This is a genomic window from Coprococcus sp. OM06-34AC, from assembly GCF_003462545.1.
Lineage (GTDB): Bacteria > Bacillota > Clostridia > Lachnospirales > Lachnospiraceae > Coprococcus > Coprococcus aceti.
This window is the reverse complement of sequence record NZ_QTZF01000009.1, coordinates 1-20,543: the sequence shown is the minus strand read 5'-3', so window position 1 is coordinate 20,543 and position 20,543 is coordinate 1. Positions and strand designations below refer to the sequence as shown.

The following is a 20,543-nucleotide window of genomic DNA, read 5'->3' as shown; positions in this document are numbered from 1 at the left end:
CCTGCACTTTTATAGGTGCGGGCATTTGCATATTAATGCCGTTAATCCCTGTTGAGTAACCAGTAGAAGGAGATGGCATACAGTCCGGCAACGCCCACCAGAGTATAGATTATTCTGGAAAATGCAGTTCCGGCACCGAAGATGCCGTCCACTATGTTGTAGCTGAACAGTCCTATAATGCCCCATACGATAGCACCGATTATGGTCAGTGTGAGACATATGCAATTTAATGTTTTCATTTTTGACCTCCAATATGATCGCGCCAAATGCGGCGTTTCAGTATGATGTAATTGTGTGCAGTTATCATTTGAAATATTCATGAGATTCAGGTGACTTGACACAAAAAAGTAAGTGTAGTAAATTTACATATGAATACTTGTTCAAATGGAACACGTGAGTTGCTTGTTTGGGAGCAGAAAGGACCATAGATATGGCAGAAGATAAAAATATTTTTTTTGACAGTTATGAACTGGAACAGTCGGATCTCGCAGATCTGGCAGACCTGTTCAAGGTGTTTGGCGATGCGACACGTATATCCATCATGTTCGCCCTGCTTAAGCAGGAACTGAGTGTCGGAGACATCGCAGAGCGTCTGGAGATGAATGCATCGGCTATTTCACACCAGCTCAGGGTGCTGAAGCAGGCCAAATTGATAAAAAGCAGAAGAGAGGGCAAGAATATAATATATTCCCTGGCCGATGAGCACGTTGTGACCATCATCAAACAGGGTGTTGACCATATACTTGAATAGAATATACGAGAGGTAGAATATGAAGGTAGAATCACTTATATTTGACATGGATGGAACTCTGTGGGACAGCGCGGCAAATGTGGCTGCGTCCTGGAGTGAAGTCCTCGAAAGACAGGCTGATGTGGACATGAAGGTGACAGAGGCCGATATCAAATCTGTTATGGGTATGCCTATGGATGCCATTGCCGACAAGCTGTTCGGAGCGTATTCGGAGGACAGAATGACTCAGCTTATAGATGCCTGCGGAGACTATGAGAACGAGTATCTCCGTGAACATGGTGGCGTTCTGTACGATGGTGTAGAGGATACCATTGCGAAGCTTTCGGGATCACACAGGCTGTTTATAGTCAGCAACTGCCAGAGTGGATATATAGAGGCATTTCTTGATTATTACGGGTTTGGAAAGTATTTTAAGGATATACTCTGCTGGGGAGATACAAAGGTATCAAAGGGCGAGAGTATAAAGATACTCATGGAGAAGAATGGAATAGAGGATGCTGCATATGTCGGCGACATCCAGGGCGACTGCGACAGTGCCAGATTTGCCGGGATAAAGTTCATTCACGCGGCATACGGGTTTGGCAGTGTGAAGGATAAGGATGCGGAGATCCATACATTTGCGGAACTTCTTGACGTGGTGGAGTGATCCGGAAGGTCATTTACAGACCTGCTATAAAACATAATAAACAGAAAAACAGGGAGTATATCAGCAGTTGATATACTCCCTGTCTCTATATATTATTTATCCATATGCTCAAGTGCAGCTGCTACAAATCCTTTGAAAAGAGGATGTGGCTTGTTTGGTCTTGATTTGAATTCCGGATGTGCCTGTGTTCCGATGAACCAAGGATGCTCAGGAATCTCGATCATCTCGACGATATGTCCGTCAGGTGACAGTCCGACAAGCTCCATTCCGTTGTCAGTCAGAGCCTGACGATAGTCATTGTTGACCTCGTATCTGTGTCTGTGACGCTCGTGGATATATTCTGTACCGTATAACTGGTATGACTTTGAATCCTTTGCAAGCACACAAGGATATGAACCAAGTCTGAGGGTACCGCCAAGATCGGTTACATCGTGCTGGTTTGGCATGATGTGGATTACCTGGTGGAATGAGTTTGGATTGAACTCAGAGCTGTGGGCGTCTGAATATCCAAGTACATTTCTTGCAAATTCAACTATCGTGAGCTGCATTCCGAGACACAGTCCAAGGTAAGGAACCTTGTGTGTTCTGGCGTAATTGATAGAAGTGATCATTCCCTCTATACCTCTGTCGCCAAAGCCGCCCGGAACAAGGATTCCGTCTATATCGCCGAGGATCTCAGCGACATTCTCCTCTGTTACAAGCTCGGAGTCGACCCACTTGATCTCAACCTCTGCCTTGTTGGCAACGCCGGCATGCTTCAATGCCTCAACTACTGAGATATAGGCATCGTGAAGTGATACGTACTTTCCGACCAGAGCAACTCTTACATTCTTCTCAGGATGCTTCCATGCATCTATCATGCTTGTCCACTCGAGCCATGCCTGTTCTGCAGGTGGAGGACATTCCATATCCAGGCACTCACATACTACATCGGCAAGGTGCTCCTTCTCCATGGCAAGTGGAACCTCATACAGAACATCCACGTCAAGATTCTGTATAACGTTTCTGCTCGGCACGTTACAGAACAGTGCGATCTTATCCTTGATGCCCTGATCAAGAGGAAGATCGGAACGACATACGAGGATATCGGGCTGAATACCCATTCCCTGAAGATTCTTAACGCTCGCCTGGGTAGGCTTGGTCTTGATCTCACCTGAAGCCTTCAGATAAGGGATAAGAGTTACATGGATCATGATGCAGTTCTTAGGACCGACCTCATGCTGGAACTGTCTGATAGCCTCAAGGAATGGCTGGCTTTCGATATCTCCAACGGTTCCGCCGATCTCGATTATCGCTACCTCAGTATCCTTTGCATCGGGATTTCTGTAGAATCTGTCTTTTATCTCATTGGTGATATGTGGCACTACCTGTACTGTGTGTCCTCCGAAATCACCATGGCGCTCCTTCTGAAGGATGCTCCAGTATACCTTTCCGGTTGTTACATTAGAATTCTTGTTGAGACTTTCGTCTATAAAACGCTCATAGTGACCGAGATCCAGATCTGTTTCGGCGCCGTCGTCAGTGACAAAAACTTCGCCGTGCTGGATAGGGTTCATTGTTCCCGGATCAATATTGATATAAGGGTCGAACTTCTGGCTTGTGACTTTATATCCTCTCATCTTGAGAAGACGTCCAAGAGAAGCAGCAGTAATACCCTTACCGAGTCCAGATACAACACCACCAGTGACAAACACATACTTGACTGCCATAATTATATCCTCCATTAATACTTCAAAAAACTACATTAACATATTATAAGCAAGCCATATCTAAAAGTCAATTGAGAAAAACAAGCTAAAAACAAATTAAACTTGGCAAAATAATGCTCTGGCTGTTGAAATGAACGTTTTAGGGTCAGATGACATGAAATAATGAAGCACACTGATGCGTGAAGGCTGTCGCACCTGTGCACGACATACATTATGTCGTTGCACTTGCGTGTATCGACATATACTAATATAATTATAAAAGAGTATGTAAATGTGGGGCGTGCGTCATGCTCACACATAACAAATACGGATTATAATGCATTTTCATGCTTGGGATTGGAATATACAGATTGATGAAAAAGATAACGTTTATACATATATCCGATGTGCTGCTCGGCGCGCTGCCTGACAGGGAGTGTGTATGGAGCGGCGAGAGGAAAAACGAAATATACATGACATTTGAGGCTGTGGTGGCACGTGCCGGGGAGCTTGACGTGGATTTTCTTCTGGTTGCAGGCAATCTGTTTGACCATCAGCCATCTGAGGAAGAGCTTGTATGGCTTGATGAGATATTTGGAAGCTTAAAGCATACAGTGGTCATATATGCTGCTGGATTTCAGGATAATCTGGGAAGTGATGCGCCGCTTCTTGACTATGGTTTCAAATCCCGTGTGTGTGTGATCGGAAGCCCTGGAATAAGACAGATTGGAGACAAACAGACTGGAGATATGGGGTACACAGCGGTCAGGGATGAGCAGGCGACCATGGCACTGGATCATATTCATTTTCCGGACAAGGACGTTGATATATACGGCGTGAGCTATTTTGACAGGAAGATGGATGCCAGGGTGGTGGATGATGCAGAACCGCAGGATGAAGCGGTATGTAATGTGCTGATCGCATGTGGGGGTGACCGGAGACGGATGCCGGTTGACTGGAACAGGCTGCGTGCCAGTGGATTTAATTACATTGCGTTTGGCGGCCGCCAGAAGTATCAGATGAAGATTCCGGGCAAGGCTTATTATTCTGGAAGTCCGGAGGCTGTGTCGAGAGAGTCAACAGGCGCACATGGATATATCTATGGGGAAATGTCTGACGGAGTGGTTTCGACTAAGTTTGTGCCTGCTGCGGTCAGAGAATATAAAAGAATTGATTATCCGGTGGATAACGATACAAGGGACGGTGCTCTGACGGAGGCCATTCTGGGTATCCTGGAGCTTGAGGGACGTGACAATATATATTCCATATGCCTGAACCGTATGGCGGGCTGTGAGAAGAACTTCGATATATCATCCATGCTGAAGGATTACAGAATCCTGGCGGTGGAAGGTGAGAGATTTGAACGATCCGACTACAGTGAATACGCCAGAGCCAACAAAAATACAGAATTTGGCCGATTGCTCGATAAACTGAATGTTGCCGATCTTGAAAGCAGAGACGGAATAAAACTTGCGGTCGACATGATGATAGAGGTGTCGGGGCTGTATGCAAGATCGGGCAGAAAAATGGGCAGGGAGCTTTATCACGATACACTGAGACAGGTCAGACAGATACTCAGGATGAAATGTCAGACATACGAGGCGGACGCTGCGGTCAGGGAATATATGAGCCTGCAAAATGACTACGAGGTCAGCTCTGATGTTCTGGGTGAGCTTAACTCGGTATGGGCACAGGAGCGGAAAAGCGAACTTGAGATTACGACGCTCAGACGTCATCTGGAGGAGCTTCCTAAGGAGTACAGACGAAGCTGGATAAGGACTGGAGTAAGAACAGCACTTGTACCGCTCATGGTACTTGGAATATTGTCGATAGTTATAATGTATGCATTGGTCGCACGGGGTGATAATATTCTCCCGGACGGACGACTTGTGTATGCGATGCTCTTTGCTGTCGGAGCTGCGGGACTTGCATACTATATTGGATATGCGTTGTCAAAATACTGGGGACTCAGGAAGAAGAGTGGAAGAAAGAGATTGACAGCGGAGCTTGAGGAAAGCAGGGCGGAACTTGATAAGCTCTGTGCACAGCGGGATGAGATACACAGCCGCAGAACCGGGCTGCAAAGCCTTGACGGACGAAGAAGAGATATATACGAAAAACTCACACACCGGGAGAAGCTTCTTGATGAAAAGCTTCAGGAGATCCGGGTTATGAGATGTGCGATAGATGAACTGGATGGACTTTCATCATGACAGATGGGTCTGTTCAGCTTTTACTATGTGTTTTTCATTGTGAAATGTCATTATGGCAACAACCTGTATGGATCCAAGAATCAGGAGAAAACCGATCAGATCCATACGGGTGAACTGGGTTCCCAGAAAGATCCACGTCAGCAGGGCACTTGACACGGGCTCGACTGTGACAAAAAGACTCGCCTTCACGCTTCCGAGGATGCTGATGCCGAGACCGTATATTGTAAATGGGATGAGGGAGCCCACAATGGCTACCGCAAGTGAGGCTGCAATTATCCTTCCATCCATGTGAGGCAGTGAGAATGTTTTCGTGACCAGCGCAAGGAAAATGGAGGCTATGAGTGATGACCAGCCTATGATATTTACCAGACCATATTCATTGTAGAGCTTCTGAGGATAAAGGCAGTATATAGTGAAACATACCGCTGAGGTGAGTCCCCATATGAGCGCCGGCCTGGATATGGCAAGGGAATTCAGGCTGCCGTGTGTGGCGATCAGAAAGATACCTGCAAATGCACATACGACTGAGGCGGCTTCATATATATGAGGTCTCTTGTGCATGAATATTGTTGTGTACAACAGCAGCATGATTATGTATGTGAACTGGATCACTGTGCCGGTTGCGGCGTTGGAATGTTCGATGGAAGCGAAGTATGTGAACTGCACGCCCATGACACCTGAGAGTGCAAAGAACAGCATAGATATGACACTTTTAGGCTTTGACCATATGGTCAAAGCCCTTTTATCTCCCTTTACGGCGGCGATGACAAGCAGTACGACACCGGATATAAACTGTCTGATTATGGAAAGCTGTGTGGCATTTACATCTGACGACTGGAACACGTATTGTCCAAGGACTCCGCTTATGCCCCACATGATTCCGCATGACAGAACCAGTATGATTCCGAATCTCTGTGAGTGGTTGATCTGTTTTTCTGACATAACACCGCCTCTTCTCTTGTTAAAAGTGACATCATTTTACCACCGATATTTCTAATTTTCAATTATTCTTTAAACAAGGTGCCTTGGTGTCAAATGAAGGGTTGAATGCATAGAAATTCTTGTGATCGAGGGTATCTTTTACAGCCTCAAGGCATTCGCCAAATCTCTGGAAGTGCACGACCTCCCTCTCGCGCAGGAATTTGATAGGCTCATATACGTCCGGGTGATCCTTGCACAGTCTGAGAATGTTGTCGTAGGTCGACCTGGCTTTCTGCTCAGCGGCCATATCCTCAAAAAGATCTGTTATCGCGTCGCCCTTGCACTGGAATTCGCAGGCGTTAAATGGAATTCCTCCTGCCGCCTGGGGCCAGATGCCGATGGTGTGGTCGATATAATATTTGTCAAAGCCCGATGCCTTGATCTCCTCGATGCTCAGATCCCTTGTGAGCTGGTAAATGATGGTCGCAACCATCTCGAGATGGGCAAGTTCCTCGGTTCCGATGTCGGTCAGAGCCGCCTTGACCTTCTTGTCAGGCATGGAATATCTCTGCGACAGGTATCTCATCGAGGCACTCATTTCACCGTCCGGACCGCCGTATTGACTGATTATGTCCTGAGCCAGCTTTGCGTTGGTTTCCTTTATATTTATAGGAAATTGTAATCTTTTCTCATAAACCCACATTAGCAGTTACACTCTCCTTCCCATGGCCAAGGGTCATTGACCCAGTTGAAATAGTTGTTGTCAGTGACCTGATATTTGTTCAGCGGCCCATACATGTTCACGTAATCATTTATAGCCTGGGTGCGCATGCTCTGATAGTTGTCATAGCTCGAAAGTGCCTTGGTGCAGTCGGGATGAAGGTCGAGATAGAGCGCAATATCGTCAAGTGCAAAAGAGACCTCTGTGATAAAGCGCAGAAGCTGTTTTTTGTTCATTTTATTCATGGCTATTTCCCCCTTACCCCGCAGAATATCAGATTGAGATCCTTGAACATGGTGCCCTCCATCAGTCCGCATTTTGCATCGTACAGATTTTCAAAGAGCTGTTCAGGGATATAAGCCATTCCGAGCGGCCTGTCGGTTCTCACTGAAGTGGCAGTGCCGGAGTCGCAGGAGCGTGGCTTGGAGCCGGATGAGGCGGTGTATTTAACAGAGGTTCCCTGGTTATAGTAGCATCGATTCTGGCCGTTACGGCAGCAGTTTCTGTTTTGTTCCACTATAAAAGCCTCCATACATAAGTTTTCTCTGTATAAACTATGCTGGAGGCTTAAATATGTTACTGTATTTTGTCGTGTGTTAAATACCCTTCATGGAGAGCTGTATGCGTTTCTTGGCGAGGTCTATGCCGATGACCTTTACCTGGACAATGTCGCCGACGCTCACCACGTCAAGAGGGTGCTTTATGAATTTGTCGGACATCTCTGAGATGTGGACAAGTCCGTCCTGATGAACACCTATATCCACAAATGCACCGAAGTCGATCACGTTTCTGACGGTTCCCTTGAGTATCATTCCCTCTGTCAGATCCTTCATCTCAAGGACATCTCCTCTGAGGATCGGCTTTGGCATCTCGTCACGGGGATCACGGGCAGGCTTTTCAAGCTCCTTTATGATGTCGTTGAGAGTTATCGTTCCTGTTCCCAGCTCCTCAGCTAGCTTTTTGATGTTGCCGGCGGCTTTTGAAAGATCCTTGAGCCTGCCGGATGCAATGTCATCGGTTGTGTAGCCGATGTGGCTCAGCAGGGCAGTGGCTATATCGTAACTCTCAGGATGTACAGATGTGGCATCCAGAGGATTTGAGCCGCCGCTTATCCTCATGAAACCTGCGCACTGTTCAAATGCCTTAGGTCCGAGCTTGGCAACCTTGAGGAGTTCCTTTCTGGTTTTGAAGCGTCCATTTGCCTCTCTGTAATCCACGATATTCTTGGCCAGCGTCTTGTTTATTCCGGAAATGTGCTCCATGAGTGGGGCAGAAGCGGTATTGAGGTCGACGCCGACTTTATTTACAGAATCCTCAACAACTGCGTCCAAGGCTTCTGTCAGCTTCTTCTGGTTCATATCGTGCTGATACTGACCGACTCCGATAGCTTTTGGATCGATCTTGACCAGCTCTGCCAGAGGATCCTGTACTCTTCTGGCGATGGAAGCCGCACTTCTCTGACCAACATCAAAATGAGGGAATTCCTCGGTTGCAAGCTTGCTGGCGGAGTAGACAGAAGCTCCTGCCTCGTTGGTTATCACGTACTGTACAGGTGTGTCAAGTTCACTGATGAGCTCGGCGATCACCATCTCTGACTCTCTGGATGCCGTACCATTTCCCACGGATATGAGAGTTATGCCGTACTTCTTTATAAGAGCATTCACAGTATTTTTAGCCTCTGCAACCTTCTTCTGAGGTGCCGTTGGGAATATGACAACGGTGTCGAGAACCTTTCCGGTCGGATCCACAACTGCGAGCTTACAGCCGGTTCTGAACGCCGGATCCCAGCCGAGCACGGTCTGTCCTGCGATAGGAGGCTGCATGAGGAGCTGCTGCAGATTCGATGCAAATACCTTGATGGCACCGTCCTCAGCGGTCTCTGTGAGGGCGTTTCTGATCTCCCTCTCGATGGCAGGGGCTATGAGCCTGTCGTAGCTGTCTGCGATCGCGTCTGAAAGTATCTGTTCGGTCTCAGGATTGTCTCTGACGATGATCTGTTTTTTCAGATATGATATTATGTCGTTGACCGGTGCCTCGATCTTTACTGTGATGAACTTTTCCTTTTCACCGCGGTTAACGGCGAGGGTTCTGTATCCGGTCATCTTGGATACAGGGGTGGAGAAGTCGTAGTACATCTCGTATACGGATTCAGCCTCCGGGTCCTTTGCTGTTGTTCTCAGCACACCGTGTCTGGTGGTGAGGTCTCTTATGTGAGTCCTGTAATCGGCGGTGTCAGATATATTTTCAGCGATTATGTCCATTGCGCCTGCGATGGCTTCGCTGGTGTCTGCAACGCCCTTCTCCTCAGACACATAAGCTTCAGCTTCCTTGACTATCGGAGTTCTTGTCATCTGCAGCATGATGATGTTTGCAAGCCCCTCCAGCCCTTTGTCCTTGGCGATGGTTGCCCTTGTCTTTCGCTTAGGCCTGTATGGTCTGTAGAGATCGTCGACCAGAACCATGGTCTCGGCCTTCTCAATGTCCGCCCTGAGCTGATCTGTAAGTTTTCCCTGCTCCTCTATACTTGCGATGACCTGAGCCTTTTTGTCCTCGAGATTTCTAAGGTATACAAGTCTTTCGTGAAGAAGACGAAGCTGTTCGTCGTTGAGGGAGCCGGTGGCTTCCTTTCTATATCTGGCGATGAATGGAATTGTGTTGCCCTCGTCGATGAGTTTTACCGCTGCTTCAACCTGGCTGTCACGACAGCCTATCTCCTGAGCAATTTTCTTGATTATGTCCATGTATATACTCCTTTTGTAAAGTGTGATGTGCAAAGTAAAAAATATTTCATTGTAAATGTAAAATTTAATAGAAGCACATTTGTTAAGTATATAAAAAATGGATAGATTATTCAAGGCTGCTATGTTATACTTTGTGTAGTTTGGGATGTACTGAAAGGGATAAGAAGATGGCTGACATGACACTGGGAAAAGGCGTTGATGATATGGTTGGACCGGATGTACAGGTTTCAGAACGCATACAGCAGGCTATGGATATGGCAAAAGCATTTCATGAAGGGCAGATGCGCCGGGGAAATGGCGGTATGAAGCCTTATTATGATGAGCATATACTTGGCGTATACAATATCCTGAGAGAAGAGTGCGGGATAACCGACGAGGATATCCTCATAACTGCACTCCTTCACGACACGGTTGAAGATACAGAATGTACACTTGACGATATAGAGAGTGCATTTGGTACGGACATACGCGAACAGGTGAGACTTCTGACTAGGATACAGGGGGAACCGTTTTCCGTATATGCCAGGAGGTTATTTTCCCAGGGTTCGTACCAGACGGTGATCGTGAAGCTGGCGGACAGGCTTCACAATCTCAGAACGATAGTTTATATGCCTGATGTGAGGTGGATACAGAAGAAGATAAAGCAGTCGTATACAGACATTCTCAATCCCCTTCCCGAGGCTATGCGGAGAATAGACGGAAGATATAATGAACAGATATATATGCTCGCAGATAAGATAGAAGAGCAGATACTGGAAGTGCAGAGAGCACTGAACCTGAAACATTCATGATAGGTTGTATCATGGATGAAGCCGGGACAGCGCTCTTTGTTTTTATTATACTGTCTAATAGAAAATTTTTGTCTCGTCGATGATCGTATATACGTTGTCTGAGTAGTCAAGCATTATCACGTTGCAGTTCTGCTGCAGCCCGCCTGACCAGAACTCCTCGAGCGGATGCTTTTTCACATGCATCATCATTGCTTTGTTTATCGCACCGTGGGCAACGATCATGATCCTTGAATATTTTGAGGAGAGTGGCTCCACATACTCAGTCATGAATCTGGCCGCCCGCTGGCAGAGTTCCTCAAATGATTCACCGTTTCCAACCGGGTGATAGAGCTCAGGATGCTTGAAGAAATACTGAAAATCCTGACCTCCGTCTGCCAGAAGTTCTGACATATTCTGCCCTTCCCAGTCACCAAAGCACATTTCCTTTATGAGGTCATTCTTCACAATTGGAATGTCCCTGCCGCCGACAATGAGGCTGGCTGTCTCGTAAGCCCTCTTAAGCGGACTGGAAAACACCATATCAAAGTGTGTGTCTCTCAGATTTTCTCCTGTGATCCTGGCGAGCTCTCGTCCTTTGTCGCTGAGCTCAATGTCAGTCCGGCCCTGAAGCAACTTCTTTTTATTCCATACGGTCTCACCGTGTCTTACAATATAAATCTCCATGTGTATAGTCCTCCAAAATCAAATGTCCTCGATCTGCCAGTCGATAGGCTCGACTCCGTTTGCAACCAGGAAATCGTTGGTCTTGCTGAACGGCTTGCTTCCCCAGAAGCCCCTGTATACAGACAGTGGACTTGGGTGTGCGGACTTCAGGATCAGGTGGTGTGGGTTGTTCAGGAATGCGGCCTTCTTCTGGGCGTATGCACCCCACAGGATGAACACGATAGGTCTGTCTTGCTCGTTCAGGATCCTGATCGCTGCATCGGTAAAATGTTCCCAGCCCTTTCCCTGATGGGAACCGGCTCTGTGAGCCTGAACGGTCAGCACGGCATTGAGCATGAGGACTCCCTGGTCGGCCCACTTCTCAAGATATCCGTTATTGGGGATCTTACATCCCAGATCATCGTGAAGCTCCTGATATATGTTGACGAGCGATGGTGGTATGGTGACACCTGGTTTCACACTGAAACTCAGACCGTGTGCCTGCCCCGGCTCATGATATGGATCCTGACCGATTATCACACATTTTACATGGGATAACGGCGTTGTGTGAAATGCGTTGAATATATCATCGGCTGGTGGGTAGACAGTTTCCGTTGCGTATGCCTGCCCCACAAAATCAAACAGCTTTTTATAGTAAGGTTTCTTATATTCAGGCTTAAGATATTCAGCCCAGTCATTTGTTATTGCTGGCATATTGATACTCCTTTTTGTATACAAATATAATGATCCGAAACACAGTTATTTTATCACGGGCGGGGTGCAAAGTAAAATAAACTAATTCAAGTTTTAAGTTGTAAGAAGCAATATCACATGATATACTTACCATATCTGAGAATTGATAAAGGCTTATAGAAAGGAGCATATGAGTATGGAGAAAGCATATAAGACTATGAAGCAGGTTGGAGCACTCAACATAGCACTTGGGGTTATAACGATAGTTACTGGTCTTGTAGTGGGTATACTGATGCTTACAGCAGGCGGAAGATCTCTCAAGAACAAGAGATTTATTGTCTGGTAGAACTGTTAATATATATAGGATTATAGCGAAAAGGGGTTGACATCTGACACTTGTATGTGTTAGAGTCAGCCTAGATAATGCGATGAAGAGGAGCAGTAGAATTCTGGAGATGTTCAGAGAACCGCCGGTTGGTGTGAGGCGGTGATCGATAGGGTTTGAACTCGCCTTGGAGCAGCCCGCTGAATGGCACGTCAGATGATCGTGTGAAGTAGGAAGGGACGGAGCCTGACCGTTACAGCAGGAGGGTATAAGACGGCGGTAAGTATATCGTTCATCTGTATCTGCGATGAGAGCATACATTATTGTATGAAATAGAGTGGTACCGCGTAACTTACGTCTCTATAGTGATTAGGAGATGTGAGTTTTTTTTTGCTTAAGTAGGAGGTTATATCAATGAAGAATTATCAGAATTACAAGCGTGGCTATTACATGCCGCCGGTACAGTGCACAGACTGGGTAAACAAGGAGTATATTGACAAAGCACCTATCTGGTGCAGCGTGGATCTGAGAGACGGTAATCAGGCCCTGATCGTACCTATGAGCCTTGATGAGAAGCTGGAATTTTTCAAGGAGCTTGTCAGGATCGGTTTCAAGGAGATAGAGATCGGATTTCCTGCAGCGTCCGAGACTGAGTACGAGTTCTGCCGAACACTTATAGAGCAGGATCTCATACCTGATGATGTCACGATACAGGTACTTACACAGGCAAGACCACATATTATAGAGAAGACATTTAAGGCTATAGAGGGTGCAAAGAACGTGATCGTACATCTGTACAATTCAACATCATTTGCCCAGAGACAGCAGGTGTTCAGAAAGTCAAAGGAAGAGATACTTAAGATAGCAGTGGATGGAGCAGAGCTGCTCAACAAGATGGCTGATGAGTACGGCGTTCCATATCGTTTTGAGTATTCACCGGAGAGCTTCACCGGAACAGAGGTTGACTATGCACTTGAGGTCTGCAACGCAGTTATCGATGTATGGAAGCCGACACCGGACAGAAAGGTTATAATCAACCTCCCTGCAACAGTCGAGATGTCACTTCCACATGTTTACGCAAGCCAGATAGAGTATATGAGCAAGAACCTCCACGACAGGGAGAATATTATCCTGTCACTTCATCCTCACAATGACAGAGGCTGTGGAGTGGCAGATGCAGAGCTTGGTATCCTTGCCGGCGCAGACAGAATAGAGGGAACATTATTTGGAAATGGTGAGAGAACAGGAAATGTGGACGTGATCACACTCTGCATGAACATGTTCACCCATGGAGTTGACCCTGAGATAGATCTCAGCGATATACCATCACTCACAGAGATGTATGAGAGAGTTACAGGAATGAAGGTTTACGAGCGTTCACCATATACAGGAAAGCTTGTATTTGCCGCATTCTCAGGCTCACATCAGGATGCCATTGCCAAGGGAATGAAGTTCAGAAAAGAGCAAGGTGACGGAATGTGGACCTGTCCATATCTGCCGCTTAACCCTGAGGATATCGGAAGAAAGTATGATGGCGATGTTATTAGAATAAACAGCCAGTCAGGAAAGGGTGGAATTGGATTCATCCTCCAGACAAAGTACGGCTTTGACCTTCCTGCAAAGTTCAGAGAGGATCTGGGCTACACAGTAAAGGATGTGTCAGATAAGGAGCACAAGGAGCTCAGTCCAAAGGAAGTATTGGATATATTCCAGAATACATATGTCAATATAGATGGCCCTATCAAGATGCTTGAGAATCACTTCGTACAGGGAGATGGAATATCCACAGAGATAACTATTCTGAAGAACGGTGTGAAGAAGGTTTACCACGGCAAGGGAAATGGACGTTTGGATGCCGTGAGCAACGCTATAAAGAAGCACTTTAACATACAGTTCAAGGTCGTATGCTACGAGGAGCATTCACTCCAGACTGGCTCAAACTCACAGGCAGTTGCCTATGTCGGAGTCGAGACTGTCGATGGTAAGGTTACATGGGGTGCAGGAATAAAGAACGATATCATAGACGCATCTGTACATGCACTCGTGAGCGCCGTCAACAGAACGGGAGATCTCAATTAGATATTAAATTAGGGATTAAGATATATTGAATTACATTAAAATACCCGGATGTGCAGGCGAAATGCTTACATATCCGGGTGTTTTTTATGATTCGCTGGTCTTAAGTTTCTTATAGCAGTAACCGATGATATCCTTTCGTGTAACTATGCCGATGAACTTGTTCTGATCGTCAACCACCGGAACAAAATTCTGGACCATGGCTCTGGCTATGAGATCCTCCATGTTGGAACTGATGGATACGGAGGCGTACTCGAATTTCTTTGGAATATCATTGAGGAAGATGCTCTCTGAGGTTTTGAGCGCGTTCATCGAATTGCGCTTGCAGTACCAGAGAATGTCGCCCTCCGTTATGGTGCCGACATATTCACCGGTGTTGGATAGTATCGGTATTGCAGAATATCTGTGTATCTCCATCTTCTCAAGTATCTGTCTGAGTGAAAAACTGTCCTCAATATATGCTACATCGCTCTTAGGTGTAAGAAAAAATAAAATGTTCATGCCGCTTCTCCTTGTCATATATAATTTGTAATTTTACAGCCCCATTCTGTAAATGATAAATACCATGAATATTGCTTATCGCCCATATGTAATAATTATAAAATATAATCAGTATGAGTTCAATTAAATTACTGTGAAATAATAGTGACCGGGTGCATGATAAGAAAGTATTTTCAGAATATAATCCGAAATGTGTCAGATATGTCAGAAATTGCAAAATTATGTTGTTAATTAGTAGGCGATTTGATATTATAAACTTGATATGCACTATTATAAGAGACATAAGGAGGACTGTATGGGATCGGAGAATGTTTTCCAGGAGAATCAGGAATATCTTATAAAGGCAAGGGAGCTGGTGGTGGCTATCGATGATGTGCAGGACAACCTTGAACAGGCGAGAACGGCACAGAGAAAGACCAGCAGGAGTATCTCACAGGAGGAAAAGGGCCTTTCTGATGAGATCAGTTCAACCTTGAAAAACAGAAAGAATGAGATAGAGGATGGATACGACCAGCAGCTTTCGGCGAACGGAGCCAAGATAAGGCAGCTTCAGTCGAAAAAGGATAAGAAGAAGACGGAGCGTATGGGCAACCGAATAGAGAGCGAGACGGCCTCTCTGAACGAGAGCAACAGACAGCTCAGACTCAAGGCAAAGGAGCTGTTTAAGCAGAACAATGTATCGGGCTTCTGCAATACGGGCTTCTTCTACTGTATGTTCGCTCCGTGCGGAGCAGGCGACGTGTTTAAGCTTATACTGCTTATACTCCTGTTCTGCGGATGTATACCGGCGATTGTATGCGTGGCGCTTTCATACACCATATACCAGACCGGAGTTCACACTTTGACGTATGTGGTGATCAGTCAGGCGATCGTCATAGCAGAATTTATCATATATTTCATAGTGTTCAATCTTGCCAAGGTAAAGAATCTTGAGATCGTCAATGAGGGCAGGCGGATAAGAAACAAGGTCCGCGCCAACAACAAGCAGATAAGGATCATCAGAAACTCGATAACAAGAGACAAGGATGAGAGTGTATATAATCTTGGCAAATATGATGAAAAGCTCAGCGAGCTTGAGGCGGAGCGCGAGGATATAAGCAATCGCAAGCTTGAGGCGATAAAAGTATTTGAAAATGATACAAAACAGGTTATAACTGATGAGATAACAGGAAGACGGCAGCCGAAGATCGATGCACTTAAGGCGGATCTGAAGCAGATCGAGGAAAAGATCAATGCCATGGAGTCACAGCTTGCTGATATGCAGAGCCATCTGACTGACAGCTATGTCACATTCCTTGGCAAAGATCTGCTCACAGAAGAGAAACTCTCTGATCTTATATCGATCATGGAGGAGGGCACGGCAAGCACAGTGTCAGGCGCCATAGAGGTTTATAAGGGAGAGAGCTAGTCAGTGTGTCGATGATGACAGTATGGCGTCAGAGATGAAGCGTGCCATATTGCTGACGGTATACAGCCTGGTGCTCTGAAGAAGACTCATACCTGGCTTTCCAGACAGATTTACAATCCCGGTGATGGAGATATCTCCTATCGCCGGGAGTTTTTTATTTACACCGATTCCGGGGTACAGGGGGGCGTTAGAGAGCGTGATCATACCTACATCTGAAGGACGTCCAAGGGATGCGTCGACGGCGATGATGGCGGGGGAGACAAAAAGGTCGTATATATGGTGTATGGTATCGCGCAGATTGAGGGCGTGGACCGGAGCTTTTAACGTTCCGTACACTTTGAAAGGACAGTTGTGCTCTGTCAGAAAGCTGCCTGTCAGAGGGCCGAGAGCATCACCGGTAGCGCGGTCGGTTCCTATGCATAAAACCACGGTGCTGTCAGAAGGCTGCCCGCTGTCTGCCAGAAAATCCGATATTCTGGTTGAAAGCGCACGGCAGGCAAGAATGTCATTTGGATTAAAATATTCTGTTTGTCGCTGCTTCTTTTTTATCATATCAATACCCTGCCTGTGTTTTATAGTATAGAGTATTTCCAAGATTATCAAAGTTTACACAATAGATTCATAAAGCGCTCATTTACGTGATCCTGTAGATATAGGTCGTAATAGGCTGGAATATAGGGCGCAGTTACACACATCAAATGACATGATTTCCTAAAAAAGCGTCTTGTCAACATGGTATTATTCATGCATCGTTGGCGGAGCTGTAAGGGCTGATGCTTAAGAGTATAGGAGGTCGGGTGAATGATAGAGATAGTATATGATGAAGCAAATGAGATGATGAGGTCAAGCGACAGGGTGAAATATGAGCTGCCCAAGAATATACGACAGGTGGGAAATGCCCCGGGAAATTACAAGATATATGTAGAAGACTATGTCATGACATATCTGAGGAGAATTGCATCGCCGGGCAATATGAACTGCCGTGGAGCCATACTTCTCGGAAAAGTATATGATGAAAATGGCACAAAGGTGATATTTGTCAGCGGCGCAGTGGATGCACAGAATCTTGAATTTGACATATCCATGATAAAATTTGGTGACAGCGAGTGGAGCGGGATATATGCGGAGATAAACAAATACTTCGATGACCTGTCGATCGTGGGATGGTTCCTGTCCAGAATGGGTTTCTCTGCAGAGATAAACGATCAGATGAAAAGGCTGCACCGCGATAATTTCCCGGGTGAGGGAAAGATCCTGTTCCTTATGGATGCACTGGAGTGTGAGGAGGCATTTTATTATTACGATCACGGGACCCTTATGAGGGAAAAGGGATACTATATATATTATGTGAGAAATGAGAAAATGCAGAACTACATAATCAGCAGAAAGCGTGAGACTGCGGAATCTGCGACAGACAGTGTGGTAATAAAGGATAAGACGGTCGTTGAAAACTTCAGAGAGAGGGGGAAACAGACGGAGAACCGGAAGAAGAGGAGCTGGGGTACAACCGCGGCGTGCTTTGTTGCGGTATGTGCGGTGTCATTTGGCGCATTGTGGTACATATCCCCGGATACAGTGGGGCAGATAACGGACAGGCTGACAAAGGCAAAACATTCCGGTGAGGTTCAGGTGTTCATGAACAGTGCAGACACCATGGCCGGTGCTGAGAAAACAGTGGGAGGAGCTGCATCCGGAGATGCCTATACACAAAAAAATACGCCGGGATCACAGAACACGGAGGCAACTCAGAATGCGGCAGGGGTGCAGGATACAGAGATGGCACAGAAAGCAAATGGATCGCAGGATATATCAGCGGCGCAAGGCACGGAGAATACAAGTGCTTCGGTGGAGGCAACTTCGTATGGCTCGGAATACACTTCGGACAGTGTTTCAGATGAAGCTGTAACATCAGAGATACCTTCTGTGCCGGAGGATACGGAGAGCATCTATGTGGTTGAACCGGGGGACACTCTTGTGAGTATATCGATAAAGATGTACGGAACGCAGGATGGCGCAGAGAGTATAGCGGCGGTAAATGGCCTGAAGATAGATGAACCTATATATGAGGGCCAGAAATTGGTTATTCCCTATACAGATTAAAAATGCTATAATTACCATGTTTTTTTATAGTGAATAAAGAACAGAAGGAATACGGATATGAAATTTTTAACAAAAAATAAAAAAACTGCGGATAAGGAAATTGCTGCGGGCAGAGACGATGAAAAACAGGAAGTTCAGAATCAGACAGAAGATGATATGGACGAGGAAAGCCTTGCAAATGGCAGGGATAATGTCATTGAAGTAAAACGTACCATGGGCAAAAAAGGCAAAATGCTCCTCGCTATCGCAGCAATTGTGGTTGTGCTAGGACTTGTCACTGCACTTTTGAGATATAATGCGATAAAGACATACACTCAGTATGATGTGGTGTCAGCGACGAAAACATCAGGTGACAATATAGCAGATTACACGGTGTTTGCGGGAAATGTGCTGAAGGTGACCAAGGACGGTGCATCTTACATAGATGAAAAAGGCGTGACAAAGTGGGATGTGAGCTATGCGATGAAGATGCCACACGCAGAGGTGTGCGGAAACTACGCGATAGTTGCGGATATGAACGGTAAAGATGTGTATGTGTTTAATGTTGACGGCGAAGTCAGCCGTCAGACTCTCGCTTACGACATCTCAAATGTTGATATTGCAGAGCAGGGAGTGTACACCCTTGTACTTGTGGGAGAAGACTGCAATTATATCAATGGATACGATAAGGACAGCAACACGATCTATGAGCTCAAGACCACGATAGATAAAAGTGGATACCCTATGGATATAGACATATCGAACGATGGACAGAAGCTGGTCACAAGTTATATGAAGATACAGGGCACAAAGGTACAGTCTGTGATAGCCATGTACAATTTTAGCTCGGTTGGACAGAATGAGAATGCTGATCGTATGATGGGAAGCTATACAGTGGATGATGCACTGTATCCTATCGTGAAATTTACAGATAATGACAATATTGCATGCTTTGGTAATAAAGATATAAGAACATACACTATGACGGAGAAACCGGAGGAGAGAGCTGTTATAGATCTCAGATCCAGGGAGATGCAGGGCGTATTCTATAATTCTTCCTGCGTGGGTTATATTGCTGTCTCGGATTCTGCCTCAAAGGCGAAATACAAAATATATATATATGACAACAAGGGTGCGCTGAAGGCTGAAGTGGACTACGACAATGCATTTGACAAAATATATGCAACTGAAGAGGAGATAATAGTCACGGGAGATATGGACTGCAGTATAATCAGGTTTAATGGAAGTATGAAATTTAATTATTCATTCACCAAGAATCTTGTAAATGTTGTGCCGGACTCAAACGAGGAGGAGTATGTGGTCATATTTGAAAATGAGACGCAGACTATTGCCCTCAAGGGCATGTAAGAGAAAGGAGAAGCGCATATGAATCTGATGTTGCTTGCGTCTGTGGCGGTTATTCTTCTGTGCGCCCTTATCGGATACAGGAGAGGTCTCATCAAAAGTGCGGTAAGTGCAGTGGGCATAGTAGGAGCGGTGATCCTGACAAATGTGCTGAATCCGTATGTAAACCAGTTCCTCTGTCAGCATACACCACTCAGAGACACCGTGAGGCAGAAGGTAGAGCAGAGCATAGGAGTGGAAGATATCAGTGAAAGTGTATCTGTCTATGAGAAAGAAGATTATCTAGAACATACAGAACTGCCGGAGATCGTGAAGAACTACATACGCAGTAACGGCGGAGACAAGATAAATGGAAAGGCAATCGGAGACTATGTGGCATATGTTGTGGATTATCTCACAGATATGGTCATGAACGGACTGTCATATCTGTTAACCATATTTGTGGTGCTGCTGCTCGTGCTGATAGCTCTTGCGTTATCGCATGTTCTGTCGGGTATCCCCGTGGTCGGTGGACTGGACAAAGCAGGCGGACTTGTTTTTGGCGTTGCACAGGCTGTGTTGTGTATATGGATCGCAATGGTTCTCATAACGTTTTTGTCAGCATTCTCAGTGGCTTCGCAGATGCTGGAAATGGTACACGACAGCAAGGCTCTCACATATCTGTACGATAAAAACATTTTTTTGAAAATAGTTATTGACATATTGGGAGATATTTAGTATAGTTTCACTTGCTGGTTGTGACCGGCATAAGTTAACATCGATTTTCTTCTTCTGTCACTGGAATATGATGACAAAGAAAATGAAAAAAGTTGTTGACATACACACTTCGGTGTGGTAATCTTTAGAAGTTGTCGCCGAAGAGGTCAGACATCAGCAGCCGAAAAGGTCTTGAAAAAAGATAAAAAAGTTGTTGACAAAGAACTTCGGACGTGATAACATATAGAAGTTGTCGCTGAGAGGCGAGAACACAAAGAACCTTGAA

At 45.7% G+C, this 20,543-nt stretch carries 21 protein-coding genes and 1 other annotated feature; of the genes, 10 read left to right on the top strand and 11 right to left on the bottom strand.

Features of this window, described 5'->3' with window-relative positions; all coding sequences use genetic code 11:
• Positions 1–41: 41 nt before the first annotated feature.
• On the bottom strand, positions 42–239 hold the full coding sequence (locus DXB91_RS13085; protein ID WP_015533427.1) for a DUF378 domain-containing protein: 198 nt from the start codon (positions 237–239) through the stop codon (positions 42–44).
• Between the two features lie 191 nt (positions 240–430).
• Between DXB91_RS13085 and DXB91_RS13080 the strand changes: the two genes are divergently transcribed.
• Together DXB91_RS13080 and DXB91_RS13075 are read left to right on the top strand one after the other, a co-directional pair.
• Positions 431–751, top strand: coding sequence for an ArsR/SmtB family transcription factor (locus DXB91_RS13080; RefSeq protein ID WP_022216728.1), 321 nt, complete (start codon positions 431–433; stop codon positions 749–751).
• Positions 752–770: 19 nt separating this feature from the next.
• Entirely contained in the window at positions 771–1,397 is a 627-nt protein-coding gene (locus DXB91_RS13075; protein WP_055147963.1) for an HAD family hydrolase, read from the top strand.
• A 92-nt stretch (positions 1,398–1,489) separates the two neighbouring features.
• Here DXB91_RS13075 and DXB91_RS13070 read toward each other — a convergent pair whose 3' ends face one another.
• Entirely contained in the window at positions 1,490–3,106 is a 1,617-nt protein-coding gene (locus tag DXB91_RS13070; protein ID WP_015533424.1) for a CTP synthase, read from the bottom strand.
• A 353-nt stretch (positions 3,107–3,459) separates the two neighbouring features.
• Here DXB91_RS13070 and DXB91_RS13065 point away from each other — a divergent pair, with 353 nt between their 5' ends.
• The gene (locus tag DXB91_RS13065) at positions 3,460–5,298 is read left to right on the top strand and encodes a metallophosphoesterase family protein (RefSeq protein ID WP_117875352.1); all 1,839 of its coding nucleotides are present in this window, start codon (positions 3,460–3,462) and stop codon (positions 5,296–5,298) included.
• Here DXB91_RS13065 and DXB91_RS13060 read toward each other — a convergent pair.
• From DXB91_RS13060 to DXB91_RS13040, 5 genes are all read right to left on the bottom strand, one after another.
• On the bottom strand, positions 5,293–6,240 hold the full coding sequence (locus tag DXB91_RS13060; RefSeq protein ID WP_055224250.1) for a DMT family transporter: 948 nt from the start codon (positions 6,238–6,240) through the stop codon (positions 5,293–5,295). The genes DXB91_RS13065 and DXB91_RS13060 overlap by 6 nt on opposite strands.
• 58 nt (positions 6,241–6,298) lie before the next feature.
• Positions 6,299–6,922 (bottom strand): manganese catalase family protein, encoded by a 624-nt coding sequence (locus DXB91_RS13055; RefSeq protein WP_015533421.1) that lies wholly within the window; start codon positions 6,920–6,922, stop codon positions 6,299–6,301.
• Complete coding sequence (locus DXB91_RS13050; protein ID WP_022216733.1) at positions 6,922–7,185, bottom strand: spore coat protein CotJB; 264 nt, start codon at positions 7,183–7,185, stop codon at positions 6,922–6,924. The genes DXB91_RS13055 and DXB91_RS13050 overlap by 1 nt, the downstream gene beginning before the upstream one ends.
• A gap of 2 nt (positions 7,186–7,187) precedes the next feature.
• Positions 7,188–7,457, bottom strand: a complete 270-nt coding sequence (locus DXB91_RS13045) for a spore coat associated protein CotJA (RefSeq protein WP_022216734.1) — start codon at positions 7,455–7,457, stop codon at positions 7,188–7,190.
• Between the two features lie 79 nt (positions 7,458–7,536).
• A complete protein-coding gene (locus DXB91_RS13040) occupies positions 7,537–9,681 on the bottom strand; it encodes a Tex family protein (RefSeq protein ID WP_117875350.1) in 2,145 nt (714 codons plus the stop codon).
• A gap of 167 nt (positions 9,682–9,848) precedes the next feature.
• Between DXB91_RS13040 and DXB91_RS13035 the strand changes: the two genes are divergently transcribed.
• Positions 9,849–10,472 carry an HD domain-containing protein gene (locus DXB91_RS13035; RefSeq protein ID WP_243002950.1) on the top strand — a complete coding sequence of 208 codons (624 nt, stop codon included), beginning with the start codon at positions 9,849–9,851 and terminating at the stop codon, positions 10,470–10,472.
• A gap of 54 nt (positions 10,473–10,526) precedes the next feature.
• Here DXB91_RS13035 and DXB91_RS13030 read toward each other — a convergent pair whose 3' ends face one another.
• Entirely contained in the window at positions 10,527–11,135 is a 609-nt protein-coding gene (locus DXB91_RS13030; RefSeq protein WP_022216737.1) for a histidine phosphatase family protein, read from the bottom strand.
• A gap of 18 nt (positions 11,136–11,153) precedes the next feature.
• A complete protein-coding gene (locus DXB91_RS13025) occupies positions 11,154–11,828 on the bottom strand; it encodes a uracil-DNA glycosylase (RefSeq protein ID WP_015533416.1) in 675 nt (224 codons plus the stop codon).
• A gap of 175 nt (positions 11,829–12,003) precedes the next feature.
• Here DXB91_RS13025 and DXB91_RS14285 point away from each other — a divergent pair, with 175 nt between their 5' ends.
• Both DXB91_RS14285 and DXB91_RS13020 read left to right on the top strand, forming a co-directional pair.
• The gene (locus DXB91_RS14285) at positions 12,004–12,153 is read left to right on the top strand and encodes a hypothetical protein (protein ID WP_015533415.1); all 150 of its coding nucleotides are present in this window, start codon (positions 12,004–12,006) and stop codon (positions 12,151–12,153) included.
• Between the two features lie 73 nt (positions 12,154–12,226).
• Positions 12,227–12,497, top strand: a binding site (T-box leader).
• Positions 12,498–12,546: 49 nt separating this feature from the next.
• Positions 12,547–14,211, top strand: a complete 1,665-nt coding sequence (locus DXB91_RS13020; protein WP_117875349.1) for a 2-isopropylmalate synthase — start codon at positions 12,547–12,549, stop codon at positions 14,209–14,211.
• Positions 14,212–14,295: 84 nt separating this feature from the next.
• Here the strand turns inward: DXB91_RS13020 and DXB91_RS13015 are convergent, their stop codons facing one another.
• The gene (locus tag DXB91_RS13015; RefSeq protein WP_117875348.1) at positions 14,296–14,709 is read right to left on the bottom strand and encodes a CBS domain-containing protein; all 414 of its coding nucleotides are present in this window, start codon (positions 14,707–14,709) and stop codon (positions 14,296–14,298) included.
• Positions 14,710–15,004: 295 nt separating this feature from the next.
• Between DXB91_RS13015 and DXB91_RS13010 the strand changes: the two genes are divergently transcribed.
• The gene (locus DXB91_RS13010; RefSeq protein WP_117551326.1) at positions 15,005–16,117 is read left to right on the top strand and encodes a hypothetical protein; all 1,113 of its coding nucleotides are present in this window, start codon (positions 15,005–15,007) and stop codon (positions 16,115–16,117) included.
• On the opposite strand, the gene yyaC is transcribed toward DXB91_RS13010, so the two are convergent.
• Positions 16,118–16,669, bottom strand: a complete 552-nt coding sequence (gene yyaC, locus DXB91_RS13005; RefSeq protein WP_118018408.1) for a spore protease YyaC — start codon at positions 16,667–16,669, stop codon at positions 16,118–16,120.
• 249 nt (positions 16,670–16,918) lie between these two features.
• Here yyaC and DXB91_RS13000 point away from each other — a divergent pair, with 249 nt between their 5' ends.
• From DXB91_RS13000 to DXB91_RS12990, 3 genes are read left to right on the top strand one after another with little or no spacing between them, the layout of a single operon-like run.
• The gene (locus tag DXB91_RS13000) at positions 16,919–18,217 is read left to right on the top strand and encodes a LysM peptidoglycan-binding domain-containing protein (protein WP_118018406.1); all 1,299 of its coding nucleotides are present in this window, start codon (positions 16,919–16,921) and stop codon (positions 18,215–18,217) included.
• Between the two features lie 57 nt (positions 18,218–18,274).
• Positions 18,275–19,564 (top strand): DUF5711 family protein, encoded by a 1,290-nt coding sequence (locus tag DXB91_RS12995; protein ID WP_117551332.1) that lies wholly within the window; start codon positions 18,275–18,277, stop codon positions 19,562–19,564.
• A gap of 18 nt (positions 19,565–19,582) precedes the next feature.
• Positions 19,583–20,278: a CvpA family protein gene (locus tag DXB91_RS12990; protein WP_015533408.1), complete on the top strand. Its 696-nt coding sequence runs from the start codon at positions 19,583–19,585 to the stop codon at positions 20,276–20,278.
• Positions 20,279–20,543 lie beyond the last annotated feature (265 nt).

Bases quoted from the DNA above. Each gene is read 5' to 3' on its own strand.
- DXB91_RS13085 (WP_015533427.1), bottom strand. From the start codon at position 239: ATGAAAACATTAAATTGCATATGTCTCACACTGACCATAATCGGTGCT.
- DXB91_RS13080 (WP_022216728.1), top strand. From the start codon at position 431: ATGGCAGAAGATAAAAATATTTTTTTTGACAGTTATGAACTGGAACAG.
- DXB91_RS13075 (WP_055147963.1), top strand. From the start codon at position 771: ATGAAGGTAGAATCACTTATATTTGACATGGATGGAACTCTGTGGGAC.
- DXB91_RS13070 (WP_015533424.1), bottom strand. From the start codon at position 3,106: ATGGCAGTCAAGTATGTGTTTGTCACTGGTGGTGTTGTATCTGGACTC.
- DXB91_RS13065 (WP_117875352.1), top strand. From the start codon at position 3,460: ATGAAAAAGATAACGTTTATACATATATCCGATGTGCTGCTCGGCGCG.
- DXB91_RS13060 (WP_055224250.1), bottom strand. From the start codon at position 6,240: ATGTCAGAAAAACAGATCAACCACTCACAGAGATTCGGAATCATACTG.
- DXB91_RS13055 (WP_015533421.1), bottom strand. From the start codon at position 6,922: ATGTGGGTTTATGAGAAAAGATTACAATTTCCTATAAATATAAAGGAA.
- DXB91_RS13050 (WP_022216733.1), bottom strand. From the start codon at position 7,185: ATGAATAAAATGAACAAAAAACAGCTTCTGCGCTTTATCACAGAGGTC.
- DXB91_RS13040 (WP_117875350.1), bottom strand. From the start codon at position 9,681: ATGGACATAATCAAGAAAATTGCTCAGGAGATAGGCTGTCGTGACAGC.
- DXB91_RS13035 (WP_243002950.1), top strand. From the start codon at position 9,849: ATGGCTGACATGACACTGGGAAAAGGCGTTGATGATATGGTTGGACCG.
- DXB91_RS13030 (WP_022216737.1), bottom strand. From the start codon at position 11,135: ATGGAGATTTATATTGTAAGACACGGTGAGACCGTATGGAATAAAAAG.
- DXB91_RS13025 (WP_015533416.1), bottom strand. From the start codon at position 11,828: ATGCCAGCAATAACAAATGACTGGGCTGAATATCTTAAGCCTGAATAT.
- DXB91_RS14285 (WP_015533415.1), top strand. From the start codon at position 12,004: ATGGAGAAAGCATATAAGACTATGAAGCAGGTTGGAGCACTCAACATA.
- DXB91_RS13020 (WP_117875349.1), top strand. From the start codon at position 12,547: ATGAAGAATTATCAGAATTACAAGCGTGGCTATTACATGCCGCCGGTA.
- DXB91_RS13015 (WP_117875348.1), bottom strand. From the start codon at position 14,709: ATGAACATTTTATTTTTTCTTACACCTAAGAGCGATGTAGCATATATT.
- DXB91_RS13010 (WP_117551326.1), top strand. From the start codon at position 15,005: ATGGGATCGGAGAATGTTTTCCAGGAGAATCAGGAATATCTTATAAAG.
- yyaC (WP_118018408.1), bottom strand. From the start codon at position 16,669: ATGATAAAAAAGAAGCAGCGACAAACAGAATATTTTAATCCAAATGAC.
- DXB91_RS13000 (WP_118018406.1), top strand. From the start codon at position 16,919: ATGATAGAGATAGTATATGATGAAGCAAATGAGATGATGAGGTCAAGC.
- DXB91_RS12995 (WP_117551332.1), top strand. From the start codon at position 18,275: ATGAAATTTTTAACAAAAAATAAAAAAACTGCGGATAAGGAAATTGCT.
- DXB91_RS12990 (WP_015533408.1), top strand. From the start codon at position 19,583: ATGAATCTGATGTTGCTTGCGTCTGTGGCGGTTATTCTTCTGTGCGCC.